Raw genomic sequence first — 17,815 nt, forward strand, 5'->3', positions numbered from 1 at the left:
GTGCGACCTATGCGCGCGAGCTCTTCCGTGCCGATGCCGTACTCGCGGCGGAAGTCCGCGCGGACCGCCCACCAGTGCTCGCGGACGGCTTTCTGCGTGCGGCTCGGTTCTGGCCGCTCGGTGCTTTTCCCTCGCCCTGCGCGCTCATGACCGCCTCGTACGCCTCGGCGAACGTCAGCGGTTTCCCAGAGGCGTGGGCCATGCCCCAGGCGAGGACGGTCTGAAGCTCAGTGAGTCCCATTCCGGCGTCGCGCCACGCGTCGAGGTGGTCGGCGCCGAAGAGCATGCCGAGCAGCTCGCGGATGTCCTGTTCTGCGGAGGACTCGCGGAGTTCGCTGATCCGCATCTCCATCGCCAGCGGCACGTCCGTCGGGATGGTGACGGTGACGCCGCGGATCGTCTCTGTCTTGCCGCCGGAGACGGTCGCCCAGAAGGCGTCGAAGGACCCTGCGGCGGGGGTCTTGCGGGCGGTCATGCCTTGGCCGCCGTGGTGTTCGGGCCGGACCGGGTGAACACGGCGGACCAGGTGACCTTGCCGTTATTGCCCTCGCCCTGGTCGCCGAGGTTCACGTGGGCCTTGGCCCACACTTCCCAGGTGGTGTCGTCCTTGTGGGCGAAGCGGAAGCCGGACAGGGACTCTTCGCCGAGGCGCTCGGAGAGACCTTCGACGAGCTTCTGTCCGGGGTCCAGGGCACCGGTGACGGAGTCGCGCAGCCGGAACCCTTCGAGGGTCATGGTCTTGGCGATCTGCATCTTCTGGCTCTCGGCCTGCCCTGCGGAGCCGAACGTGGTGGTGTCGGCAACCTCCTCCTCGTGGGTCTTGGAGAAGGTGTTGATGCCTGTCGGGGCGATCGCGACCCAGGTTCCGGGCGCGGCGTAGTCCTCGATCTGGAACACCACGTCGCGGGCGTTGTACTTGATCACTGCCATGTCTGCCTCCGGGCATGACGAAGGCCCACAACCGGGGCGGTTGTGGGCCTGAGAAAGAGGGGGTGGGTCAGACGCGGTGCGTCGTGATGTTGCGGATCTCCATGCGGAAGTTGCAGACGTGCTCGTGCCGCCCCACCGAGTCCACGCCCATCGACGCGGGCGCGGCCTGGAGCGCGACGGACAGGATCAGCTGAGTGCCGTCCGGCAGGACGACCGGCCCGAGGCCGTGGAGCTCGTCGCGGATCGCCGCGCACCGCTGGCGGCTGATCTTTGGGTTCTTGGTGCCCCGCACACGGAGCTGGACGTTGGGTTCGTCGTAGCCCAGCAGGGAATCGGACTCGCCGCCGCCGTAGATGGTGAAGACAATCACGGTGTCCGGGCTGCTGGGCATCGACTCGATGAACGTGTCACCCGACGCCGCGGTCTCGTCGTAGGTGAGCAGCCCCCGCACCTCGCAGTGCCGGGCGAGCCCATCGAGGAAGTCAGCCACGCAGCCACCTCCGCAGCCCCACGGCCATCAGATCGAGCACGACATCGCGCTCCGAGTTCATGGGAATTTCGAGGTACTTCGCGCTGCGCCCTGGCAGGTGCCGCCACGTCAGCTCCTCGTGCTGGCGGACCGCGTAGACCGTGTCGAACGTGACCGCCCCGTTCAGGCCGTCCCTGGTCACCCGCCCCGAGCGCTCCAGCGTCCCCTCGTCGAGCGGCACGATCCGCCGAGCTTCCCCCAGGACGTGCTCCAGCCCGCGTTGCAGGCCTTCCCCCGCCAGGCGCCGGCCGCGGGAAGTCCACTGCCGCTGACCGTCAAAGCGGAACGTCGTGTACTGCCCCATGACCGCCTCCTCTCAAATGAGTTGGACTTCGAGGTGGTCGGGTGTCGGCAGGCTGCCGCCGTCGCGCTTGAGCGCGGTGATGACGGTGGTCTGCCGCCCGCCGGGCAGGGTCACGCGGGACTCTGCTGGGCAGACCGTCTCCAACGGGGCGTACAGCGTGGACGACGACGTGGCCTCCTCTCCTGCCTTGTTGCGGACGGTCTTGGTCTGCTCGTCGAGGAAGCACCGCACCGACACAGGAGCGGCGTACAGGGGCTCGTATGCCGAATCCCCCAGGTACGCCTCCACCGTGACCGTGTGCACCAGCAGGAAGGCAGGCAGGCTCATGTGCACACCGCCCCGAGCTGGAACAGGTCCGCGGTCAAGTCCGGGGACTGGAGTGCGTCCCATACCTCCGGCGCGATCTGCCGGCCGGGGGCATCGTCGCCGGACACGGCGGTGACCGACCGGGACAACTTGACCGAGCCGATCTCCACCGTGCCCCACCCGACCGCGGCCGCCCCCGAGGTGTCGCCGACATCCACGCCCCACTTCACCTGCGCGCACACCGCATCCCGGAACGCCTCGATCACCAGGGCGTTGGACGGCAGCCCGGTCGCTTCGACGACCTCGTACCAGCACAGCCGCAAGACCTTGCTGTCGAGGAACTTGGACGCCTTCGCGAGCCGCGCATCGATGTCCGCGGGCGGCGGCGCCCCGGTGTACGTCGCGTACTGCGCGGACGTTGCGTAGATCCGGGCTGCCACGGCACCTCCTACGCGCTCGCGCCGACGATGACGATGTCGTACGTGACCGGCGTGCCCGCGCCGGAGTTGGCGACCTTGAGCAGGTCCCCGGTGCCGGCGGTGACCGCGTACGCCGTGGCGTCCGCCGCTCCTGCCATCAGGCCCATGCTGGCGCCCGGCCGCAGCGTCAGCGTGCCTGCCGCGCCGAGCAGCGCCGCCCACGGGTTCGTCGCCGCCGCGCCGATGACGACGTTGTTCGTGTTGGTGATGTCGGCCGCGATGAACAAGCCCTTCACCTTGACGAACGTCAGAGCGGCGCCGAAGGCGTCGAGCAGGACGCCGGCCAGGTCCAGATCCTCGGTACCGCTGGCCGCCAGGGTGCGCCGGTCGTGGAAGGCCCGGTCTGCCTTCCCTGCGGCGGTGCCGTCCTCCAGGTGCACGCCCCGACGGAAGGCCAGCTCGTCCGCTGCGGTGGTCAGGTCCAGGACCTTGGTCTGGCGGACACTCGCCGTGATGCCGAGATCCGTGACAACGGCCATTACTCAGCGACCTTCCCGGCGTTGTAGCGGTCGGCGAGCTCGTCGCGGGTCGCCCGGTCGGCGTCCTCCTCAGACATGCCCTGACCGATCGCGTACGCCTTCCAGTCCGCCTTGCTGGCCTTGCGCGTCGGCGGGTTGTCCTGCGGCTCCACCTCGGTCACCGGCACCAGGCCGTCACCGCTGGGGTCGGCGACGACCGGGGGCGCGCCGATACCCGGTGCGACGACCTCGGGGCCGTGTGGGTTCGCTGCGCCCGCGTTTGACGGCGGGACGTCACCCGGACGCGGGTCGACCGCAGCGTCCCGCAGCGGCGATGTGTCGCCCACGTGGCGCACGAACCGCGGGTCGGCCACCGGCGTGACACGGGCGGCGGGCGGCGGGTCGGTCATGGTCTGGCCGTCAACCGTGTACCCGGCGCCCTGGCAGTACGAGATGACGGCGAGGCTGTCGGTCTCCGCCACGCCGTCCTGGAAGTGGATGCCGCCGGGGCCGGGACCGGTGTAGGTCTTGTCCGGCGATTCGATGCGTGCCATGTCAGTGCCCCTCTCAGGCGGACTTGATGTTGCGGAAAACCCCGGCGGCCTTGGTGGCCTTCAGGACGACCGCGAGCGGCCCCATTTCGACCTCGCCGGTCTTGACCGCGCCGGCGCGGTTGAAGTCGGGCAGCCACGTCTCGACGAGGTCGCCGACGATCGACGCCCCGTGGAATCCGTCCATGCCGTAGCGGACGGCGTACAGGTCACCAAGGTTGGAGATGGAACCACCGGCGCCGCCGCCGTCGGTGTCGCGGGAGACGAGGCCGATCACGTCGTTGTTGGACCCGGCCTTCGACTTCAGGTCGACGAGGTCGATCCCGTTGTAACGGGTGATCGGACGGCCGAAAGCGTCCTCACTCTTCTCGTACTGGTCGCTCCAGACAGCGAGGGTCTTGAAGTAGGCGAGGGTCTTGCGGTTCCCGTAGATCACGTCTGGGATTTCGTCGAGGGTGGCGAGCCACGAGTCGACGTGCCGAAGCTGGGTGAGCGCCGCGGCCTTGTCGGCGACGGTCGTCCAGTCGACGTATCCGGCGGCGACGCCGTTGTTGAGCGGCAGGTACTCGGTCGCGGTGCCCGTCAAGATCTTCGACAGGCCGTCGAAGCCGTTCGCGTCGACAGCCGTGTCCCCGTTGATCACGACATCGGCGAACTTCGCCCGCGCCGCCTTGATCTTCTGGGACATGTTCAGCGCGACCGCACCCGACGCCGCAGCGCCGAGCCGGGCGACCACACGGTCCACCTGGAAGCTACCGCCGAGGGGCTTAAGGTCCACGGTGTACCGCTGCGTGGTGACCTCGGTCGGGGTGTACTCACTGTTGATCGCACGGAAGTCCGCCGACACCTGCGTGATCAGGCGCCGGTATCCGTACGTGAGGGTGTCGCCGCCGGTCGGGGACACGACGTCGTCGAAGGTCATCCGGTTGAGGATGTCCGAGCTCTTCTGGAACTCGTCGATGACGTTGACGTCCACGTCGTCCTGCGCGTTGAGCTTCGCCTCCGCAAGGGTGACGGGCATGAGGTGCTCCTAGGGTTTCAGCCGCCCATCTGGGCGGCGATGGCGTCGTGCAGTGAGGTGGGGCGGTTCTTGGTGCCGGGCCCGCCGGCGAAGTCGCCCCCGCCCCGCCGTCCGAGCGCCTGGCCCGTGCGGAGCTGCTGGTTGTTGTCGACGGCGGCCTTGATCGCGTCGTCGAGCTTGGTGGCGAAGTCCGCTGCTGAGGGGTCCAGCCCCTTGACGGACTCCAGGAAGCTGCGGGAGTCGAGCAGGGCTGCCGGGTTAGCGTCGTGCTTCCCGGCGGCCTTGTAGGCGGCCAGCTCGATGGACAGGGCCCGGTTTGTGCCCTCCAGCTCACCGATGCGGCCGGTCTGGGTCGTGATGGTCCGGGTGAGCTCGGCAGGGTCGGCAGGCTTGTCGTCCTTGACGAGTCCGAGGGCCTTCCCGATCTCCTGCGCCAGCTCCTGACGCGCTTCGTTCGCCGCGTTCTGCTTGGCGGTCGTGCGCGCCTTGCCGGCCTCCGAGCGTGCGTCGGTGAGGGCCTTCTGAGCCCAGGGCGGCAGGGACTTGATGTCCTCGCTGCCGTCGTTGCCCTTGCCCTCTCCGGACGCTGATCCGGACTGTCCGGACTGCTGTCCGCCCTGGCCAGAGCTCTGCCCCCCGGACCCGGCACCTGCCTGTCCGGAGCCTCCGGACTCACCGGATCCGGACTGTCCGCCGGATCCGGACTCGCCTGCGCCCTCGCCGCTGCCACCCGCGATGGCGTAGATCGGCGATCCGCTGCGGCGCCAGCCCAGGATCGTCCCAGCGGCGTGCGAGGCGAGCGGGTGTCGGAAAGGGGTGGTGTGCATGTGCCCTCCAGGGGCGCATCGGGCCCGCGCCAGGCGGGCGAGAGGCATGGCTCCGACGTACTGTCGGCTCATGGCAATTTCAGTCGTTCTTACGTCGCAGTCCTGGAAGGTCGGGGCTGAGCAGTCCCCGTCTTTCCCGGAGGACCATCGCGGAGTCGTTGCTGGCGGCGTGCTGGCCGTCCAAAATGCCGAAGGTGCCATCGTCGTCATGTACGGCGCGGGGGCCTGGGCTGAGGCCAGAGGGGACGTGAGGTTCAGAGCGGGCTAGCGCGCTGCACCGATCTGCTCGCGGGCAGGCTTGCGGCGTAGGTGCGGGTGGGCGGCGACGTGCTTGCGCTGCTCCGCCTGCCACGCACGGACCTTCGCGTTCGCACGCGCGCGGGTCTGCTCGTCCATGGCGACCGCCGTCCGCCTTTTCCAGGCGCGGATGTGCCTCTCAATCTCCCGCTGCCGCTGCGTGTCCTCGTACGTCGTGCCGGGCGTCGCGTGGTGCGGTGGCCGGCTCGTCACACCAGGCAGATACGCGGCCAAGCTGTGACGGCAGTTCGGATGAAACAGGCCGGCCGCGCGCGCCTCGGTGAGGCTTCCGGCGACGTGAACAGCGACCGTGCGGGTGCGGGCGAGAAGCCGTGTCGACTGGATCGTGTGCTCGGCGCGGATCGTGTGCGGTCCGGACTGCCGCCCCAGGGTGAGGACTTCCCCCTCCCACTGGCGACACAAGGGGCACTCCAGCGGCGCATCGGAGACGATGACCAGTCCCACTCGGATCTCCGCGAGGGCGTCGATGTGTCCCTCGATCGCGGCGCGCGCGGTGACGGAGCGGACGGCCATCTCCGCGTAGCTGGCCAGCTCCCAGGAGCGGCCGGCGGAGTCGACGAAGCCAGTGACGCCGCGCTGGGCGAACTGGTCAAGGGCCCGCTGCGACGCCTGGCGTCGAGTGAGGCCGCCCAGGAGTACGGAGGCGGAAGAACGGGAAACAACTGACCGGTAGGTGTCCAGCACGGCGCGCGTGATTCGTACGTACAGCGGGCGAGTGTCCTCGGCGTACGACGCGGCCAGCCGGTCAACGGCAGGCGCTCCAGGGAGCACCCGGCGGGCTTGTAGTTCCCGGCCGATGTCCAGCGCGCCCAGCTCGGCGACGGCCGCTTGCCGGCCCCGCCCGTATGCCTGGGCGAGCGCGACCGCTACGGCTCCGTTCGCGTCGGTCTGGAGCGCGGTGGCGATCTCCTCCACGGCGGCCCGAAGGTCCCCGATGCTGCGGAGCTTGATCTCCGCCCACAACGGGGAGTCGATGCCCTGCTCCAGCGCGGCCCGAAGCTTGTCCAGGAGCGCCAGCTCGGCATCCTCGTACAGCACGGTGACCGCGGCTGCGAGATCCTCAGCGAGCGCCGGGGAGACTGGCATCCTTCGCCTCCTCTCCACCCTGGCCGAACCCCGGTGCTCCGGGGCCCTCGGCGCCGGTCATCATCGGATCGGCGACCAGCTGCCCGGTCTCCTTCAAGATCCGGTCGGTCTCCTCGCGGACGGCCGTGTCGTCCAGGTCGGGATTGCGTAGCCGCACTTTTGCTTCGGTGCTGATGGCCTGCGCGCGGGCGAGTAGCTCGATGGTCTCGGCGAGCGCCTTCGGGTCCTCGCTGACGGAGTCGCCGAACTCGATGCGCGGCCGCGACGGCGTGACGCTGCTGAATCCCAGTCGCTTGTCGAGCTGGAGGACTGCGAACGCGAGGTCGCCGAGGGGCGGCTTCTGGTATCCGGCCTTCTGATCACGGGTGATCATGCTCTTGCGCTCGCGGGCGACAACTTCCGTCGCTGTGACGGCCGTCGAGTCGCCAAGCCCAAAGGATTGTGCCGAGTAGCCAGCCGCCTGGACGGCTTGCCGCGTCAGGGCATTCCAGGTCTGCTCATGCTCCTGCACTCGGATCGCGAACTGGTTGAGCGTCAGGCCTTCGCCGGACGTCGGGGAGGCGTTGATGCCGGTCCAGACCTCTCGGTCGTCGTCGAAGAACGCACCCTCGCCCGGCCCGAGGTTGGTGAGCATTCCGTTGGGCGCGATGATGCGGGACTTGGCGAGCTTGATGTCCCGCATCCACGACGTGTAAGTCTCGTCGAGGCTCATGAACAGGTCCCGGACGCCGTCCGACTGCCAGTCGCTGCGCCCGAGCATCGAGCCGCGGTACTTCCGGTTGGGCCGAATGTTGGGCACGTAGACGGCGGTCAGGCCCTTGATGCCGGTGCTGATGGTGTCGCCGGGGCCGTCCGCGTCAAGGGATTCGGCGATCGGCTCCAGGGACGTGTCTTCGGACAGCGGTACCCGGTGCCCGAGGTTCGACTGCGTGCCCTGGTAGAGAGCATGCAGGATTTTGCCGGGTTCGTGGCGCTCCAGGTGCCGCAGGACGATCGCCCCGTCGTTTTGCACCTCGCGCCACATGGTGACGCCGGTCAGGATGCCGTATGAGAAGTCCGGCAGGGCGCCGTCGGCGTGCGCGGCGGTGATCAGGGGCCGGTCTGCCAGGTCCAGGTTCCAGGTGGCTCGCAGAACCCCACCGCCAAGAGCGGAAGTTACCTCGGCGCTCTCTCGCAGGACGTTGTTCAGCCCGCCCTCGTCGGTGATCTTGTCCCATCGCTCCTGCGTGGCGTCGTCCTCGAACGTGAACGTCGGCGGCTCGGAGTACAGCAGGGAGGCGGAGGTGGCGGCGATGTCCTCAGCGAGCGGGACATGCAGGCGACCGTCCTTCTTCCCGAACGGCTTGGGGCGCTCCCAGAACCGCCAGGGCCGGCCGTTCTCGTCGCGCCGGTTGTCGGGGGTGCCGTACGCCTTTGCGAGCTTCTTCCGGTCGCCGCTGTACCAGGCGTCTTCGATGCGCATGTCGGCGAGCTGCTCGGCGTACTGCTTCGGCGGCCACGGGACGTTGTTCTCAGGCAGGGGCATCGGGCGTGTCCTCCTGCATCCTGGCGTCCATCTCGTTGGCAGTGGCTCGCAGGGCGGCAGCGATGTCCGTCAGGGTCAGCGTCGCCATTCCGGTGCTGTCCACAGACACGACCACTTCGCCGATTTGAGTCTCGCTCCCGTTACCGACGCGCAGGTACACCGGGATGGGCAGCGTCGCAGCCATCAGGCGGCCTCCTCGGATTCCACTTCCTGTGCGCCTTGTCGAACGTCTACTTCGTGGGCGAGGAGTTCGATGATGATGAGGGGCCGACAGTTCGCCTCCGTGCGTACGGTCACAGCGCGTACGCCAGGAATGGGCTGTCCGTCCAGCTCGACAGTGCCGTGGCCGCTCGCGTTGAGCCTGACCTTGGCCAGCTTCGGGATCACGCGGCCACCTCCTCGTAGTCGATCAGGCCGCGCCACTCGTGCGCGGTGCTGTGCAGGGCGTACCGGAGGGCGTCCGCGCTGTGGTCGTCCATCTTCAACGGCCGGTCCTCACCACGCTCGGCCGCCTTCTCGTCCCAGGCGTAGCCGGGCAGCTCCCCGAGCAGACCGGTACAGGAGCGGTGGACGCGGAGCAGACCGGAGCCCAGCGCCACGGACACGGACCGGATGCCGTCGAGGACGTCGTTGACGGCCGGGGCGATGCCGGGGACGCGTTCGGTCCACAGCTGGTTCATGAAGGACGCCGCGGACGGGTCCACGAAGATCCACTCGGGCCGTACGCCGCGCGCTGCGCCTTGCTCGCCCGGCCGGCGGACCGACGCGAGCCACTGCCGCACTCCGGCGCTGTACTGGGCGTCCGTGAGCTGCCGTAGGGCCGTTTTGGAGTCGTGCCGGTACTCGGACACGGCGTACAGGTGGTTGTCCTCGCCCTGCCCTATGAGCACGGCGGAGAACGGGTTGACGGTGCCGTAGTCGATGCCCACGGCGGTCCAGCGACGCATGTACGGCAGGAGGTCGACGACGTGCCGGTCCTCGTCGAACATGTCGTAGACCGCACCGCTGGCCAAGCACCACTCGCCGAGGATGAACCGCTTGTACCAGAGGCCGATGTACTGGGCTTTCAGGCGGGCGACGAACCCAGGGTCCAACGTCGGGTTGTCGTCCAGGGTGAAGTGCCAGTTCGTCAGGCCCACCTCAGCGCCGCGGAGGATGAAGTCCTTCCGGAGCCAGTGAAAGGGCCCGTCAGGGTTCGTCGTGGCCAGGAGCCGGGACTCCGCGCCCACTCGGAGGCGGGACAGCAGCATCATCCAGAACGAATGCGGGAGCAGCGTGGCCTCGTCGACGTAGGCGAGGGCGATCGTCGCACCGCGGATGCGTCCCTCCGCGCGAGCGTCGCTCGCGCCGACCAGGTGGACCGTGCGGCCGAGGATGACGGCCGTGGTGGACCCGGTGGTGTGGTGGACGTGGCGCGCCAGGGGGCCGAACAGGTGGCTGCTCTGGAGCGGGTCCAACAGGTTGCGCTCGATGGTCTGGAGCGTCCGGCCCACGATGACGATCAGCCCGTGGTCGGGGGCCACCGTAAGCCGGATCAAGAACGCCAACAGGGACGCGATGGTCTTGCCCGACGAGACAGCCCCCGACCACAGGGCTATCGGCGCGTCCTGCGACTCGACAACCGACGCAATCTGCTTCGGGGACAGGGGCAGCGGGACGTCACGGAGCATCACCGTCCCCCTCGCCTGCGGCCTCCTGCGCCCGCTGCCCGCGGTACACGTCAGCCAGGCCGCTCATGAGCTGGCCGACCATGGAGCGGGCCTGCTCGGCTCCTCCGTCGTCGGTCGGCGGGACCAGGCGCAGCGACTGCGCGGCGGCCGCGGTGGCCGCGGTCATCAACTGCCGCTTGTCGGAGGCCGGCGGCTCGTCGACGGGCCGCTCGTTGTAGGTGTTCTCCTTGCCGCCGAAGCTGTAGACCACCGACGGCTCCCACACCTGCGCGGAGAGGCGCAGCGCGTCGTCTACGAGGGCGTCGGCGAGGATGGTGCGCTTCTCTTCCAAGTCCGCCTTGCGGGCGCGGGTGGCTTCCTCGGTGGCGGTGCGGTCGAAGGACAGGTTCATCCTCGCGGCGTGGACGCTGATGGTGCGCAGCCCGCGGTTCATGCGGCGGGCGATCTCGTTGCGGCCGTGGCCTTCCGCGTGGAGGCGCCGCAGGGTTTCCAGCTCTTCCTCGGTCACTGGGTTCGTGGTCTGGTTCGCCACGGTCACCTCCGGGCACGCAAAAGCCCCCGCTGGTGGCGGGGGCTGGTGTCTTTGTTTCCGGGCATGCCGGATCTGCGGTCAGGATGACGGATGATCGCGAGTTTTGCAACTACATCCGTAGTGGGGAATGAGAGCGCCCCGCCGGGTGGAGGCGACGGGGCGCTAGTACGGGCGCGCCGAGCGGTAGGCCGACGTATCTCGGCTGTACCGCTACGCGCTACAAACGCGCAGTGGCCCCTACGCGCACCGTGCGGGCGACGGTACGCCGGTACCCCGCCTGTGTGTAGCCCTTGAACGCAAGAGAGGTCCCTCCACAGCACCCCTGTGGAGGGACCTCATGCCGGGCGTTACCCGGCGCGCAGCTGCCAGTGTGGCAGGCGGTCAGCGCTTCTCGTCAGGCTTCGGCTGAACGGGCTTGGTGTATCCGCCGGTGCTGCCCGCGTACTGCCGGGAGTGCTGCGGCTCGGCCTCGGCCCGCTTCTCGTCGCGGGTGGGCATGGTCTTGCGGAGTGCCATGATCGGTCCTGTCTCGTGTGATCGGGATGGGAACCGGGGCGGCCGTTCGCCTGGCAGTGAGCCGGCCGCCCTGGGGTCTCGGTGAGCGCAACGCCCGGTAGATGGCGGGTAGATCCGCCGGTAGACGGCGGTAGAAACCGCAGGTAGATGCGGGGTAGACGGCCTACGCGGCGGTCTCGTCAACCACGGCGGGGGAAGGGGCCGTCAGGTCCTCCCGGTGCACCCCCCACGTCACCCGCTTGTCCACCTTCACGGACCGCCGGACGGGCACCCCAAGGGCCCCCAGGCGAGTGCGGAGATCGCCCACCGTCCAGCCCATTCCGTGGCCCCTCTCCTGGAGGTGTGCCAGGGCGGTGGACAGGTGCACCCCGGTGCGGTCCCCGACGAGGTCCCGGAGGAGCTCGCGGACGGCCTCCACATCGGGCTCCGCGGGGGGCTCGTCGGCGGCCTCGGTGGTGGGTGCGGAGCGCCACGCGGCGCGCATCCACAGGCCGGTGATCAGCCACAGCAGCGACGGCACCGCACGGACCATTCGCCACGCCAGGTAGGCGCCCCCGAGGAGCAGGCACAGGCGCACCACGGAGCCGGGTCGCGACCCTGCTGCCCGCACCCACGCGGCCGCGCCCCGCACGAGAGCGGTCGTGCCGCGGCTGAGGCGGTCGGCCGCCCGCTGGTGCCACCTCACAGGACGCCGCCGCCCTCGACTGTGGTGCGCAGCATGATGCCGGCCGTGTTGATGACGTCGGGCACCCATGCCAGGGCCCCGGCGATCCCTGCGGTGAGGCACAGGGTCACGCCGCACATGGCGCCACCCGCGTACCGGCGCTTGTCGGTCTTGCCTGCGGTCTTCCAGGCGATGAAGACGCCGCACGTGATCAGGAAGGTGACCGCGGCGCCTTCGGGGGTGAGGGTGCCGAGGGTGCCGGTGCTGATGGTTGATCCTCCGGTGCCGGTCGTGCCTCCGACGACCTTGTCCCCGGCTCCGTTGACGATGCTGACGAGGCGCCCGGCGAGGAACCCGAGGATGCCGCCGACGCACATGGTGGACAGTGCGCCGAGGGAGAACCCGGAGCCGAAGGGGATCAGGGCTTTCGGGTCGCGGCTCCCCTTCCACCAGGGGCGCAGGTTGGCCCACAGGATGGCGAGGGAGAGGGCGAGGCCGCCCATAGTCAGGCCGGTCACGGTCGTACTCCAGTCGTCCAGAGAATCGGGTCGTACCAATGCATGGCGCCGAACAGACCGATGAAGGTCACGGCGGTGCCGGTGAGAGCGAGGAGGGAGCGGCGGCGGGCGCAGCGGTGCGCGGCCAGGGCGAAGCAGCCGAACGCGAGGCCGTAGCCGACGCCCATGTGCATCTGCCTGGCCTCACCGACGGTGTAGGCCCACGTCGTGCCGGCGCTGTATCCGGTCCAGGGGATCGGGACGGCTGCTGCGGCGAGTGCTGCGCCGATCTTCCACGGAGGAGCGATCCCGAGGACCCAGCCGGTGATCCGCTCCCACCGGGACGGATCTGGATCAGGGTCCGGGCTGGTCAGAACGATCTCGTGGACGTGCCGCACCTCCACGATCCGGGGCTCCGAAGGGGGAGCCGGGAAGGGGAGGGGGCCGGCGGGCGGTGGTGCTGTCGGCGGGGGCGGCGGCGGGGTACGCCACGGCGGGGCTTCGTCCGGCTGCGGGGAGCGGGCGGGGAGCGGCGCGCCGGGCGGGATGATGCGGGTCGGGGTGATGGGGCGGTCCACGTCGGGGTCCTTCGGTGGCAGAGGTGGAGTGAGGGCATCGCCGAGCCGGACGAGGTAGTGGCGTATCCGGGCCTCGTCCGGGCCCAGCTCGGCGGTCATCAGCCAGCGATCCGCAGGGCGCGGAGGTACCGGTCCACGGTGTCCGGGGAGGGGGCTTTGCCGGTGACCTTGGCGACGTAGCGGGTGGCGCTGTCCTTGTCCCGGAATCCGGCGTCCCACGCGATCCGGACCGCGTCCTTCGTGTTCACAGTGCCGGGGTGAAGTTCGAGGACATCGGCGTCCGGATCGTCCGTGGACTGTCCGGACTGGTCCGGATCGGCCTCCGGATCGGATCCGAGGGCGATCCGCTCGGCCGCCACGAGCCCTTGCGCTCGCTGCACCTGACGCCGCACCGGCACCAGGGCCAGACTCGCGCCGGCCTCGGCCAGCTCCTGGCGGATGAACTCGCGGGTGCGTCGGTCCAGCGGCGGGGCCTGGTGGCTCAGGACGACGGTCCACAGGCCCTTGGCGAGGCCGGAGACGACGGCGCCGACGATCCCGATGACCTCGTGCCCGGACAGCCAGCCGTGCGCAGCGACGGCGACCATGGCCACGAGGAGCGCACCGTGGCCGGCACGGCGCGGCACCTTGGCTCGGTCCTGGTCGTAGCGGGACAGCCACTCGACGGCCATGCACGCGATCCAGACGAGGTCGAAGACGACGGCCGCACCGTAGGCCGCGGGCGCGATGACGACGATGTCGAGGAGGTCGCCGATGCTGGCGGTGGACCAGACGACGGACGCGGTGAGGACCAGGGCCGCGACGCCGGTCACCCCGGTGAGGACGATTCGGTCCCAGTCGCGCGGCGGCGCGGGGATCTCGGTGGTGACGTCGTCGTGGATGAGCCGGGTTTTGCCGTCGATGGTGTGCGGGACCAGCTGCGTTTGGGTGATGGTGCGGGTCTTCACGGTGCAGCTCCGGGGCGGGAGGGCGGCCGGGCCCGTGCGTGGGCGGGCCCGGCCGGTCAGGTGGTGGTTAGCGGTGGCGTGCGTCCTGCTTGGCCGCGGTCGCCCGGACATCGGCCGCGGCCGCGTAGTCGGCGGCGCAGTCCTCGACGGTCGCGGGCTGCCCGATGATCGGGTTCGGCCGGATCTCCTGGACGGTGGTGCGCACCTCGGGCGCGTCGTGCTCGGGCGCCATCAGAGGCTCGGCGCGAGGTCGCGGAGGCGGACGGCGTACTCGCCGCACCGTTCACCGGGGTGGGCCGGGGGGAACGCGTGGGTCGCGGCGGTGATGGCCTCCGTGGCCACTACGTCGGGCAGGCCGTCGGTGACGTGGCGGAGTGCGATGGTGGCCGCGTAGTCCAGCGACAAAGAGTTGATCGTGAGGAACGGGTGGGTGTCGAGCTCGTCGGCGGTGGCGGTGATGATCCGCGCGGTGGTGGAGGGTTCGGCGAGGATGCGCCTCAGTGCTGCGTCGAGCTCGGTGTGATCGGTACGCTCGGGCATGGTCATCTCCTGGTCACGTCAGGTTGGTGACTGGCCCCGGCCATGTGGCGCTCCAACGCCGGCCGGGGCCGCTTTGCATCAGCAGTGCGGACTGCTTGCCCATGACTGTAGGGGTCCCCTACTCTCAGGGCAAGCGGCCCACCGAAAGAAAGGGCCGGGATGAGCGAAGAGGAGGTGCAGCGGGTGACGAGCGCCCTTGATGAGGTCGAGCGGATCGCGGACCGTGAAGCCCGAGTGCGGGCTATGAGTCGGATCATGGCTGAGCAGGTGCGCCGGAATCGGCCGTGGGCCGAGGAGCGAAAGGCCTTGGTGATCGAACTCTGGGACGAGGGGCGCGGGCTGTCCTACCGGGAGATCGCTGCCCGCCTAGAGATCAAGCTCAGCACCGTGCAGGACATCTTTCGCGGCTACACGGGGTCGGGGAAGCACCGCCCAAAGGCCACCGAGGAGTAGCCCGTGCGTACGCGCGTGCCCCCGACCTCGACGAGGCGGGGGCTCTGTGCTGTCCGGGCGTGGCGGCGGTAGACTCGAACGTATGTCCGATCTGCCGCCTGATCTGCCCCGCCTCCGGACCCTGGAGCAATGGCACACCATGTGGCTGACCCGCATCCGCACCGCGATCCTGGCCGCCGAGCAGCAGGAAGCGACCGCCGCGGCGGAGAAAGCGCGTCGGGAGCAGCAGCGGCCGCCCGCCCCCGAGTGGGTCGTACAGCTCGGCATCGGCGTAGGCGCGCCGCCCGTCGCCGTCCACATGGGTGGCTGCGCCATCGTCGGCAAGCGGCACAAAGGCGTGGCGCAGGAGCAGGCCCTCCAACTCCTCGCCGCGGGCACCGCGGCGTGCCACCTGTGCCGGCCGGACACGGAACTCGGCTTCCTCGGCTGACTCTGTACTGTCCGGGGCCTACCGGTCGGCAAGGTGAGCGATGGCCGCCAGCGCAGCGTCAACGTCGTTCGGCGGTGCGATGCCGACCTCCTGCCTGGCGTACCCGGCGGCATCAGCGTCCCATCGCTGGTCCGAGGCCGGGACGGGCCCGTAGGTGTACCCGCCGGGCCCACGGGCAGCGTCGAGGAGATCGCGCGCGCACCGAGATTCGTCGGCCGGGGAGAGCTGGCGGTGCTGGGCGGCGACGGCGGCGCGGAGGGCGATCGCAAACGGGGTGGTGCGGGTCGCGGTGGTGGCGCGGAGTGCGGCCCGGATGGCGGCGAGGGTGATGGGCGTCATGGGTTCAGCGTCTGGGATGCCGGGCGGGCTGTCGGCTCCATCGGCCCCGACGGGACGTGACGGGGGCCACACTCGGGATGCGCCCGGACTGCTCCCGATCGACCATGGGGGCATGTCCGGACCGCCCGTGATCGTCTACCCGCCGAGCCCGACCGGCGGCCGGCGCGTGCGCGTGGATGGGGAGATCCTCGGCCTCGCGTACGGCCTGCGGGATGTGGCGGAGTTCCTGCGCCGGGCGGGCATGGACGGCATCGAGGAGTCGGACGTCGAGCGCTCCGCCCTGATCGAATGGCGGGGCGGCGGGCCGGACATGTGGACGACCGGGCCGTGACGGACCCTCACCTGATCAGTCACAGATACGACACGACCGGGACGGCGGAGTCCGCTTCGCCCGTACCGTGATCCCCCTCATCACCGAGCATCCCTGGGGGGACTCATGTCGAACGCCTACCCGCCGCCCGGACAGCAGCCGCAATGGGGGCAGCAGCCTCCGTCGCCGCAGTGGCAGCAGCCTCCGGGGCCTGGCTGGGGTGGCCCGCCCTCAGCGCCGAAGAAGAGCAAGGCGGGGCTGTTCGTGGGGCTGGGGTGTGGTGGTGCGCTGCTGCTGTTGCTGGTGTTCATCGTGATCGGTTTTGCGGTGGGTGATGGCGACAGCACCGCCAAGGGGAAGCGCAAGGGGGCGTCGGGCACCGCGAGTTCTGCGCCGGCGGGGGACGCGCCGGCCAAGGGCGAGGAGGCGCCGACGAAGCGGAAGGACGCTGCGCCTGCGGCTGATGATCCTAAGGGCGACGCGAAGGTCACGGGGTGTGTGGTCGAGCCTGTGACGACGTGGCCGTCCGCCGACGTGACGATCACGAACCGGTCGGCCCGGTCGTCCAACTACATCGTGGCGGTGGAGTTCGTGGACGGGTCCGGTGCGCGGGTTGGTGAGGGGATGGCTGCGGCGAACAGTGTTGCGCCGGGGCAGAAGGTGAAGGCTAAGGCGCAGGCGTTGAGCGACACCACAGGCAAGATCACGTGCAAGGTTTTGAAGGTGACGCGGTACGCGTCGGGCTGACGGCCGTTGTTTGGGGGTGCCGGCGCCCCGTTGTCCCTGGTGGGCGGCGGGGCGTCTGAGTCGACTGGCGTGGGGGCGGACCCGACGTGTGGCCCACCCCCTGAGCTGCTTAGCGGTCTACGCCGAGCTTGCGCGCCTCACGCGCGATCCACTCGGCCAGCGCAGCAGCAGTCACCGCCCGCTCGTGCGCTTCGCCTGTGAGGTGGTCGGCAACAGGGAGCGCAGAGCCAGACGGGTCGAGCAGCAAGGCTGCCTTCCAGGGCAGAGGGTAGAGATCCGCCGAGGCGTAGCAGTCGCTCCAAGGGATTCGGTGGCCGCTCGGCGGGCAGACGCGGTCGGCGTGGGCGGTCGCGAGGATGTGGTGGGATTCTTCGCCGCCGAGTGCGGCTTCGGCCGCAGGTTCGAGGTAGCGGCTGATGAACTTCGCGGCGTTGACGCGGCCGTAGGGCATGACGGGCCTTTCTGAGCATCAGGCCCCGCGCCCACCACCACGGTAAAGCACGGGGCCGACATGCATGCCCTACGCGGCTATGCCCTGCTCGCTCCAGATCCGCCCGCACCTGACGCAGTGGGCGAGCGGGGATGCGCCGGCGCCGCCGTGGACTTCGATGCGGCCGCCGCACGGTACGAGGTTGCGCAGCTCGGGGCAGGGCTGGGCGATGGGTGCGAGCTGGGCGGCGATGTCGAGGGCCTTCTCCACCCGGTCGGCTGCCGTGCGGGCGACGGACGCTATGTAGTCGGTCTGGCGGGTGGTGAGGCGGTGGAACGGGCCGGGCGCGCCTTGTACGCGGCCCAACAGCCAGAGCGCGGTGAGGGGTGCGCTCGGCCGCGGCCCGTTCCACTTCCAGCGTCGGGGGTCGTGGGCGTCGCGCATGGCGAGGACGGCGCGGCGCGCCCGGTCCGCTTCCGGGTACGTCGCGGGGAGCGGGCCCATGGGCGGGCGCTGGGCTGCTGCGGCGGTTGCGTCGGCGCACTCCAGCAGGTCGGCGTGGATGGCCTGCATGGTGTCGAAGATTGCGATCCGTACGGGCGTCGGGCGTTCCCCGATCTGGGACGGGTCGCGCTCCAGGAGGCGGCGGTCGAGGGCGGTCTGGCGGTCGGCTTCGGCCTGCTGCTCGTCGATGCGGTCGAGGGCGGCGAGGTAGCTGCGGAGCCCCACACCGAAGCCTTGCACCTTGGCGGGGGCGCCGAGTGCGTCTTGGAGGTCGGTCCAGTGGCGGATCACGGTGGTGAGGTGGCCTTGCTCGGTCGTGTGCAT

Annotated in this window: 30 protein-coding genes; 4 read left to right on the plus strand and 26 right to left on the minus strand. The window is 70.0% G+C overall.

Going from position 1 to position 17,815, the window contains the following annotated elements; translation table 11 throughout:
* Positions 1-7 precede the first annotated feature (7 nt).
* The 23 genes from G412_RS0124700 to G412_RS0124810 form a co-directional block, all read right to left on the minus strand.
* The gene (locus G412_RS0124700) at positions 8-475 is read right to left on the minus strand and encodes a hypothetical protein (protein WP_028814427.1); all 468 of its coding nucleotides are present in this window, start codon (positions 473-475) and stop codon (positions 8-10) included.
* Positions 472-930 carry a phage tail tube protein gene (locus tag G412_RS0124705; protein WP_028814428.1) on the minus strand — a complete coding sequence of 153 codons (459 nt, stop codon included), beginning with the start codon at positions 928-930 and terminating at the stop codon, positions 472-474. Before G412_RS0124705 ends, G412_RS0124700 begins: the two co-directional genes overlap by 4 nt.
* Positions 931-997: 67 nt before the next feature.
* The gene (locus tag G412_RS0124710) at positions 998-1,420 is read right to left on the minus strand and encodes a minor capsid protein (protein WP_028814429.1); all 423 of its coding nucleotides are present in this window, start codon (positions 1,418-1,420) and stop codon (positions 998-1,000) included.
* Complete coding sequence (locus tag G412_RS0124715; protein WP_028814430.1) at positions 1,413-1,763, minus strand: hypothetical protein; 351 nt, start codon at positions 1,761-1,763, stop codon at positions 1,413-1,415. Before G412_RS0124715 ends, G412_RS0124710 begins: the two co-directional genes overlap by 8 nt.
* A 12-nt stretch (positions 1,764-1,775) precedes the next feature.
* Complete coding sequence (locus G412_RS0124720; RefSeq protein ID WP_028814431.1) at positions 1,776-2,090, minus strand: hypothetical protein; 315 nt, start codon at positions 2,088-2,090, stop codon at positions 1,776-1,778.
* Positions 2,087-2,509 (minus strand): hypothetical protein, encoded by a 423-nt coding sequence (locus tag G412_RS35850; RefSeq protein ID WP_051338592.1) that lies wholly within the window; start codon positions 2,507-2,509, stop codon positions 2,087-2,089. Before G412_RS35850 ends, G412_RS0124720 begins: the two co-directional genes overlap by 4 nt.
* Before the next feature lie 8 nt (positions 2,510-2,517).
* Entirely contained in the window at positions 2,518-3,027 is a 510-nt protein-coding gene (locus tag G412_RS35855; RefSeq protein WP_051338593.1) for a hypothetical protein, read from the minus strand.
* Positions 3,027-3,560 carry a hypothetical protein gene (locus G412_RS35860; protein WP_037649789.1) on the minus strand — a complete coding sequence of 178 codons (534 nt, stop codon included), beginning with the start codon at positions 3,558-3,560 and terminating at the stop codon, positions 3,027-3,029. Before G412_RS35860 ends, G412_RS35855 begins: the two co-directional genes overlap by 1 nt.
* Positions 3,561-3,573: 13 nt before the next feature.
* Complete coding sequence (locus G412_RS0124740; RefSeq protein WP_028814432.1) at positions 3,574-4,578, minus strand: major capsid protein; 1,005 nt, start codon at positions 4,576-4,578, stop codon at positions 3,574-3,576.
* A 17-nt stretch (positions 4,579-4,595) separates the two neighbouring features.
* A complete protein-coding gene (locus G412_RS37330; protein ID WP_051338594.1) occupies positions 4,596-5,405 on the minus strand; it encodes a hypothetical protein in 810 nt (269 codons plus the stop codon).
* A 264-nt stretch (positions 5,406-5,669) separates the two neighbouring features.
* Positions 5,670-6,809, minus strand: a complete 1,140-nt coding sequence (locus tag G412_RS0124750) for a phage minor capsid protein (RefSeq protein ID WP_028814433.1) — start codon at positions 6,807-6,809, stop codon at positions 5,670-5,672.
* Complete coding sequence (locus G412_RS35870) at positions 6,784-8,334, minus strand: phage portal protein (RefSeq protein WP_244283204.1); 1,551 nt, start codon at positions 8,332-8,334, stop codon at positions 6,784-6,786. The genes G412_RS0124750 and G412_RS35870 overlap by 26 nt, the downstream gene beginning before the upstream one ends.
* Positions 8,321-8,518 (minus strand): hypothetical protein, encoded by a 198-nt coding sequence (locus G412_RS0124760; RefSeq protein WP_028814434.1) that lies wholly within the window; start codon positions 8,516-8,518, stop codon positions 8,321-8,323. The genes G412_RS35870 and G412_RS0124760 overlap by 14 nt, the downstream gene beginning before the upstream one ends.
* On the minus strand, positions 8,518-8,721 hold the full coding sequence (locus G412_RS0124765; RefSeq protein WP_028814435.1) for a hypothetical protein: 204 nt from the start codon (positions 8,719-8,721) through the stop codon (positions 8,518-8,520). Before G412_RS0124765 ends, G412_RS0124760 begins: the two co-directional genes overlap by 1 nt.
* Positions 8,718-10,004 (minus strand): PBSX family phage terminase large subunit, encoded by a 1,287-nt coding sequence (locus G412_RS0124770; RefSeq protein WP_028814436.1) that lies wholly within the window; start codon positions 10,002-10,004, stop codon positions 8,718-8,720. Before G412_RS0124770 ends, G412_RS0124765 begins: the two co-directional genes overlap by 4 nt.
* Entirely contained in the window at positions 9,994-10,536 is a 543-nt protein-coding gene (locus G412_RS35875) for a helix-turn-helix domain-containing protein (protein ID WP_051338595.1), read from the minus strand. The genes G412_RS0124770 and G412_RS35875 overlap by 11 nt, the downstream gene beginning before the upstream one ends.
* A 381-nt stretch (positions 10,537-10,917) precedes the next feature.
* Positions 10,918-11,052 (minus strand): hypothetical protein, encoded by a 135-nt coding sequence (locus G412_RS41465; RefSeq protein ID WP_279626786.1) that lies wholly within the window; start codon positions 11,050-11,052, stop codon positions 10,918-10,920.
* Positions 11,053-11,215: 163 nt separating this feature from the next.
* Positions 11,216-11,737, minus strand: a complete 522-nt coding sequence (locus G412_RS35880) for a hypothetical protein (RefSeq protein WP_051338596.1) — start codon at positions 11,735-11,737, stop codon at positions 11,216-11,218.
* Positions 11,734-12,234: a hypothetical protein gene (locus G412_RS0124790; protein WP_244283205.1), complete on the minus strand. Its 501-nt coding sequence runs from the start codon at positions 12,232-12,234 to the stop codon at positions 11,734-11,736. The genes G412_RS35880 and G412_RS0124790 overlap by 4 nt, the downstream gene beginning before the upstream one ends.
* The gene (locus G412_RS39810; protein ID WP_051338597.1) at positions 12,231-12,890 is read right to left on the minus strand and encodes a hypothetical protein; all 660 of its coding nucleotides are present in this window, start codon (positions 12,888-12,890) and stop codon (positions 12,231-12,233) included. The genes G412_RS0124790 and G412_RS39810 overlap by 4 nt, the downstream gene beginning before the upstream one ends.
* Complete coding sequence (locus G412_RS0124800; protein ID WP_028814439.1) at positions 12,890-13,738, minus strand: hypothetical protein; 849 nt, start codon at positions 13,736-13,738, stop codon at positions 12,890-12,892. Before G412_RS0124800 ends, G412_RS39810 begins: the two co-directional genes overlap by 1 nt.
* A gap of 67 nt (positions 13,739-13,805) precedes the next feature.
* Positions 13,806-13,970, minus strand: coding sequence for a hypothetical protein (locus tag G412_RS40300; RefSeq protein ID WP_167546486.1), 165 nt, complete (start codon positions 13,968-13,970; stop codon positions 13,806-13,808).
* Entirely contained in the window at positions 13,970-14,278 is a 309-nt protein-coding gene (locus tag G412_RS0124810) for a hypothetical protein (RefSeq protein WP_028814440.1), read from the minus strand. The genes G412_RS40300 and G412_RS0124810 overlap by 1 nt, the downstream gene beginning before the upstream one ends.
* A 159-nt stretch (positions 14,279-14,437) precedes the next feature.
* Here G412_RS0124810 and G412_RS0124815 point away from each other — a divergent pair, with 159 nt between their 5' ends.
* Together G412_RS0124815 and G412_RS0124820 are read left to right on the plus strand one after the other, a co-directional pair.
* Complete coding sequence (locus tag G412_RS0124815) at positions 14,438-14,731, plus strand: helix-turn-helix domain-containing protein (RefSeq protein ID WP_028814441.1); 294 nt, start codon at positions 14,438-14,440, stop codon at positions 14,729-14,731.
* 82 nt (positions 14,732-14,813) lie between these two features.
* On the plus strand, positions 14,814-15,161 hold the full coding sequence (locus tag G412_RS0124820) for a DUF6233 domain-containing protein (protein ID WP_028814442.1): 348 nt from the start codon (positions 14,814-14,816) through the stop codon (positions 15,159-15,161).
* 18 nt (positions 15,162-15,179) lie between these two features.
* On the opposite strand, the gene G412_RS0124825 is transcribed toward G412_RS0124820, so the two are convergent.
* Complete coding sequence (locus G412_RS0124825; RefSeq protein WP_028814443.1) at positions 15,180-15,500, minus strand: hypothetical protein; 321 nt, start codon at positions 15,498-15,500, stop codon at positions 15,180-15,182.
* Between the two features lie 112 nt (positions 15,501-15,612).
* On the opposite strand from G412_RS0124825, the gene G412_RS0124830 reads away from it, so the two are divergent.
* Together G412_RS0124830 and G412_RS37335 are read left to right on the plus strand one after the other, a co-directional pair.
* Positions 15,613-15,831, plus strand: coding sequence for a hypothetical protein (locus G412_RS0124830; RefSeq protein WP_028814444.1), 219 nt, complete (start codon positions 15,613-15,615; stop codon positions 15,829-15,831).
* A 105-nt stretch (positions 15,832-15,936) separates the two neighbouring features.
* Entirely contained in the window at positions 15,937-16,557 is a 621-nt protein-coding gene (locus tag G412_RS37335; RefSeq protein ID WP_157839154.1) for an FxLYD domain-containing protein, read from the plus strand.
* Between the two features lie 109 nt (positions 16,558-16,666).
* On the opposite strand, the gene G412_RS0124840 is transcribed toward G412_RS37335, so the two are convergent.
* Entirely contained in the window at positions 16,667-17,008 is a 342-nt protein-coding gene (locus G412_RS0124840; RefSeq protein ID WP_028814445.1) for a hypothetical protein, read from the minus strand.
* A gap of 69 nt (positions 17,009-17,077) precedes the next feature.
* Positions 17,078-17,815: a hypothetical protein gene (locus tag G412_RS0124845; protein ID WP_028814446.1), complete on the minus strand. Its 738-nt coding sequence runs from the start codon at positions 17,813-17,815 to the stop codon at positions 17,078-17,080.

This window comes from Streptomyces flavidovirens DSM 40150, from assembly GCF_000429085.1.
Lineage (GTDB): Bacteria > Actinomycetota > Actinomycetes > Streptomycetales > Streptomycetaceae > Streptomyces > Streptomyces flavidovirens.

Coding starts and splice junctions, on each gene's coding strand:
- G412_RS0124770 (WP_028814436.1), bottom strand. CDS start 10,004: ATGCTCCGTGACGTCCCGCTGCCCCTGTCCCCGAAGCAGATTGCGTCG.
- G412_RS39810 (WP_051338597.1), bottom strand. CDS start 12,890: ATGACCGCCGAGCTGGGCCCGGACGAGGCCCGGATACGCCACTACCTC.
- G412_RS0124810 (WP_028814440.1), bottom strand. CDS start 14,278: ATGCCCGAGCGTACCGATCACACCGAGCTCGACGCAGCACTGAGGCGC.
- G412_RS41465 (WP_279626786.1), bottom strand. CDS start 11,052: ATGGCACTCCGCAAGACCATGCCCACCCGCGACGAGAAGCGGGCCGAG.
- G412_RS0124830 (WP_028814444.1), top strand. CDS start 15,613: ATGTCCGGACCGCCCGTGATCGTCTACCCGCCGAGCCCGACCGGCGGC.
- G412_RS35870 (WP_244283204.1), bottom strand. CDS start 8,334: ATGCCCCTGCCTGAGAACAACGTCCCGTGGCCGCCGAAGCAGTACGCC.
- G412_RS0124715 (WP_028814430.1), bottom strand. CDS start 1,763: ATGGGGCAGTACACGACGTTCCGCTTTGACGGTCAGCGGCAGTGGACT.
- G412_RS37335 (WP_157839154.1), top strand. CDS start 15,937: ATGTCGAACGCCTACCCGCCGCCCGGACAGCAGCCGCAATGGGGGCAG.
- G412_RS0124720 (WP_028814431.1), bottom strand. CDS start 2,090: ATGAGCCTGCCTGCCTTCCTGCTGGTGCACACGGTCACGGTGGAGGCG.
- G412_RS0124705 (WP_028814428.1), bottom strand. CDS start 930: ATGGCAGTGATCAAGTACAACGCCCGCGACGTGGTGTTCCAGATCGAG.
- G412_RS0124700 (WP_028814427.1), bottom strand. CDS start 475: ATGACCGCCCGCAAGACCCCCGCCGCAGGGTCCTTCGACGCCTTCTGG.
- G412_RS0124820 (WP_028814442.1), top strand. CDS start 14,814: ATGTCCGATCTGCCGCCTGATCTGCCCCGCCTCCGGACCCTGGAGCAA.
- G412_RS0124740 (WP_028814432.1), bottom strand. CDS start 4,578: ATGCCCGTCACCCTTGCGGAGGCGAAGCTCAACGCGCAGGACGACGTG.
- G412_RS0124760 (WP_028814434.1), bottom strand. CDS start 8,518: ATGGCTGCGACGCTGCCCATCCCGGTGTACCTGCGCGTCGGTAACGGG.
- G412_RS0124840 (WP_028814445.1), bottom strand. CDS start 17,008: ATGCCCTACGGCCGCGTCAACGCCGCGAAGTTCATCAGCCGCTACCTC.
- G412_RS35855 (WP_051338593.1), bottom strand. CDS start 3,027: ATGGCCGTTGTCACGGATCTCGGCATCACGGCGAGTGTCCGCCAGACC.
- G412_RS0124825 (WP_028814443.1), bottom strand. CDS start 15,500: ATGACGCCCATCACCCTCGCCGCCATCCGGGCCGCACTCCGCGCCACC.
- G412_RS0124750 (WP_028814433.1), bottom strand. CDS start 6,809: ATGCCAGTCTCCCCGGCGCTCGCTGAGGATCTCGCAGCCGCGGTCACC.
- G412_RS35860 (WP_037649789.1), bottom strand. CDS start 3,560: ATGGCACGCATCGAATCGCCGGACAAGACCTACACCGGTCCCGGCCCC.
- G412_RS40300 (WP_167546486.1), bottom strand. CDS start 13,970: ATGGCGCCCGAGCACGACGCGCCCGAGGTGCGCACCACCGTCCAGGAG.
- G412_RS37330 (WP_051338594.1), bottom strand. CDS start 5,405: ATGCACACCACCCCTTTCCGACACCCGCTCGCCTCGCACGCCGCTGGG.
- G412_RS0124815 (WP_028814441.1), top strand. CDS start 14,438: ATGAGCGAAGAGGAGGTGCAGCGGGTGACGAGCGCCCTTGATGAGGTC.
- G412_RS0124845 (WP_028814446.1), bottom strand. CDS start 17,815: ATGCACACGACCGAGCAAGGCCACCTCACCACCGTGATCCGCCACTGG.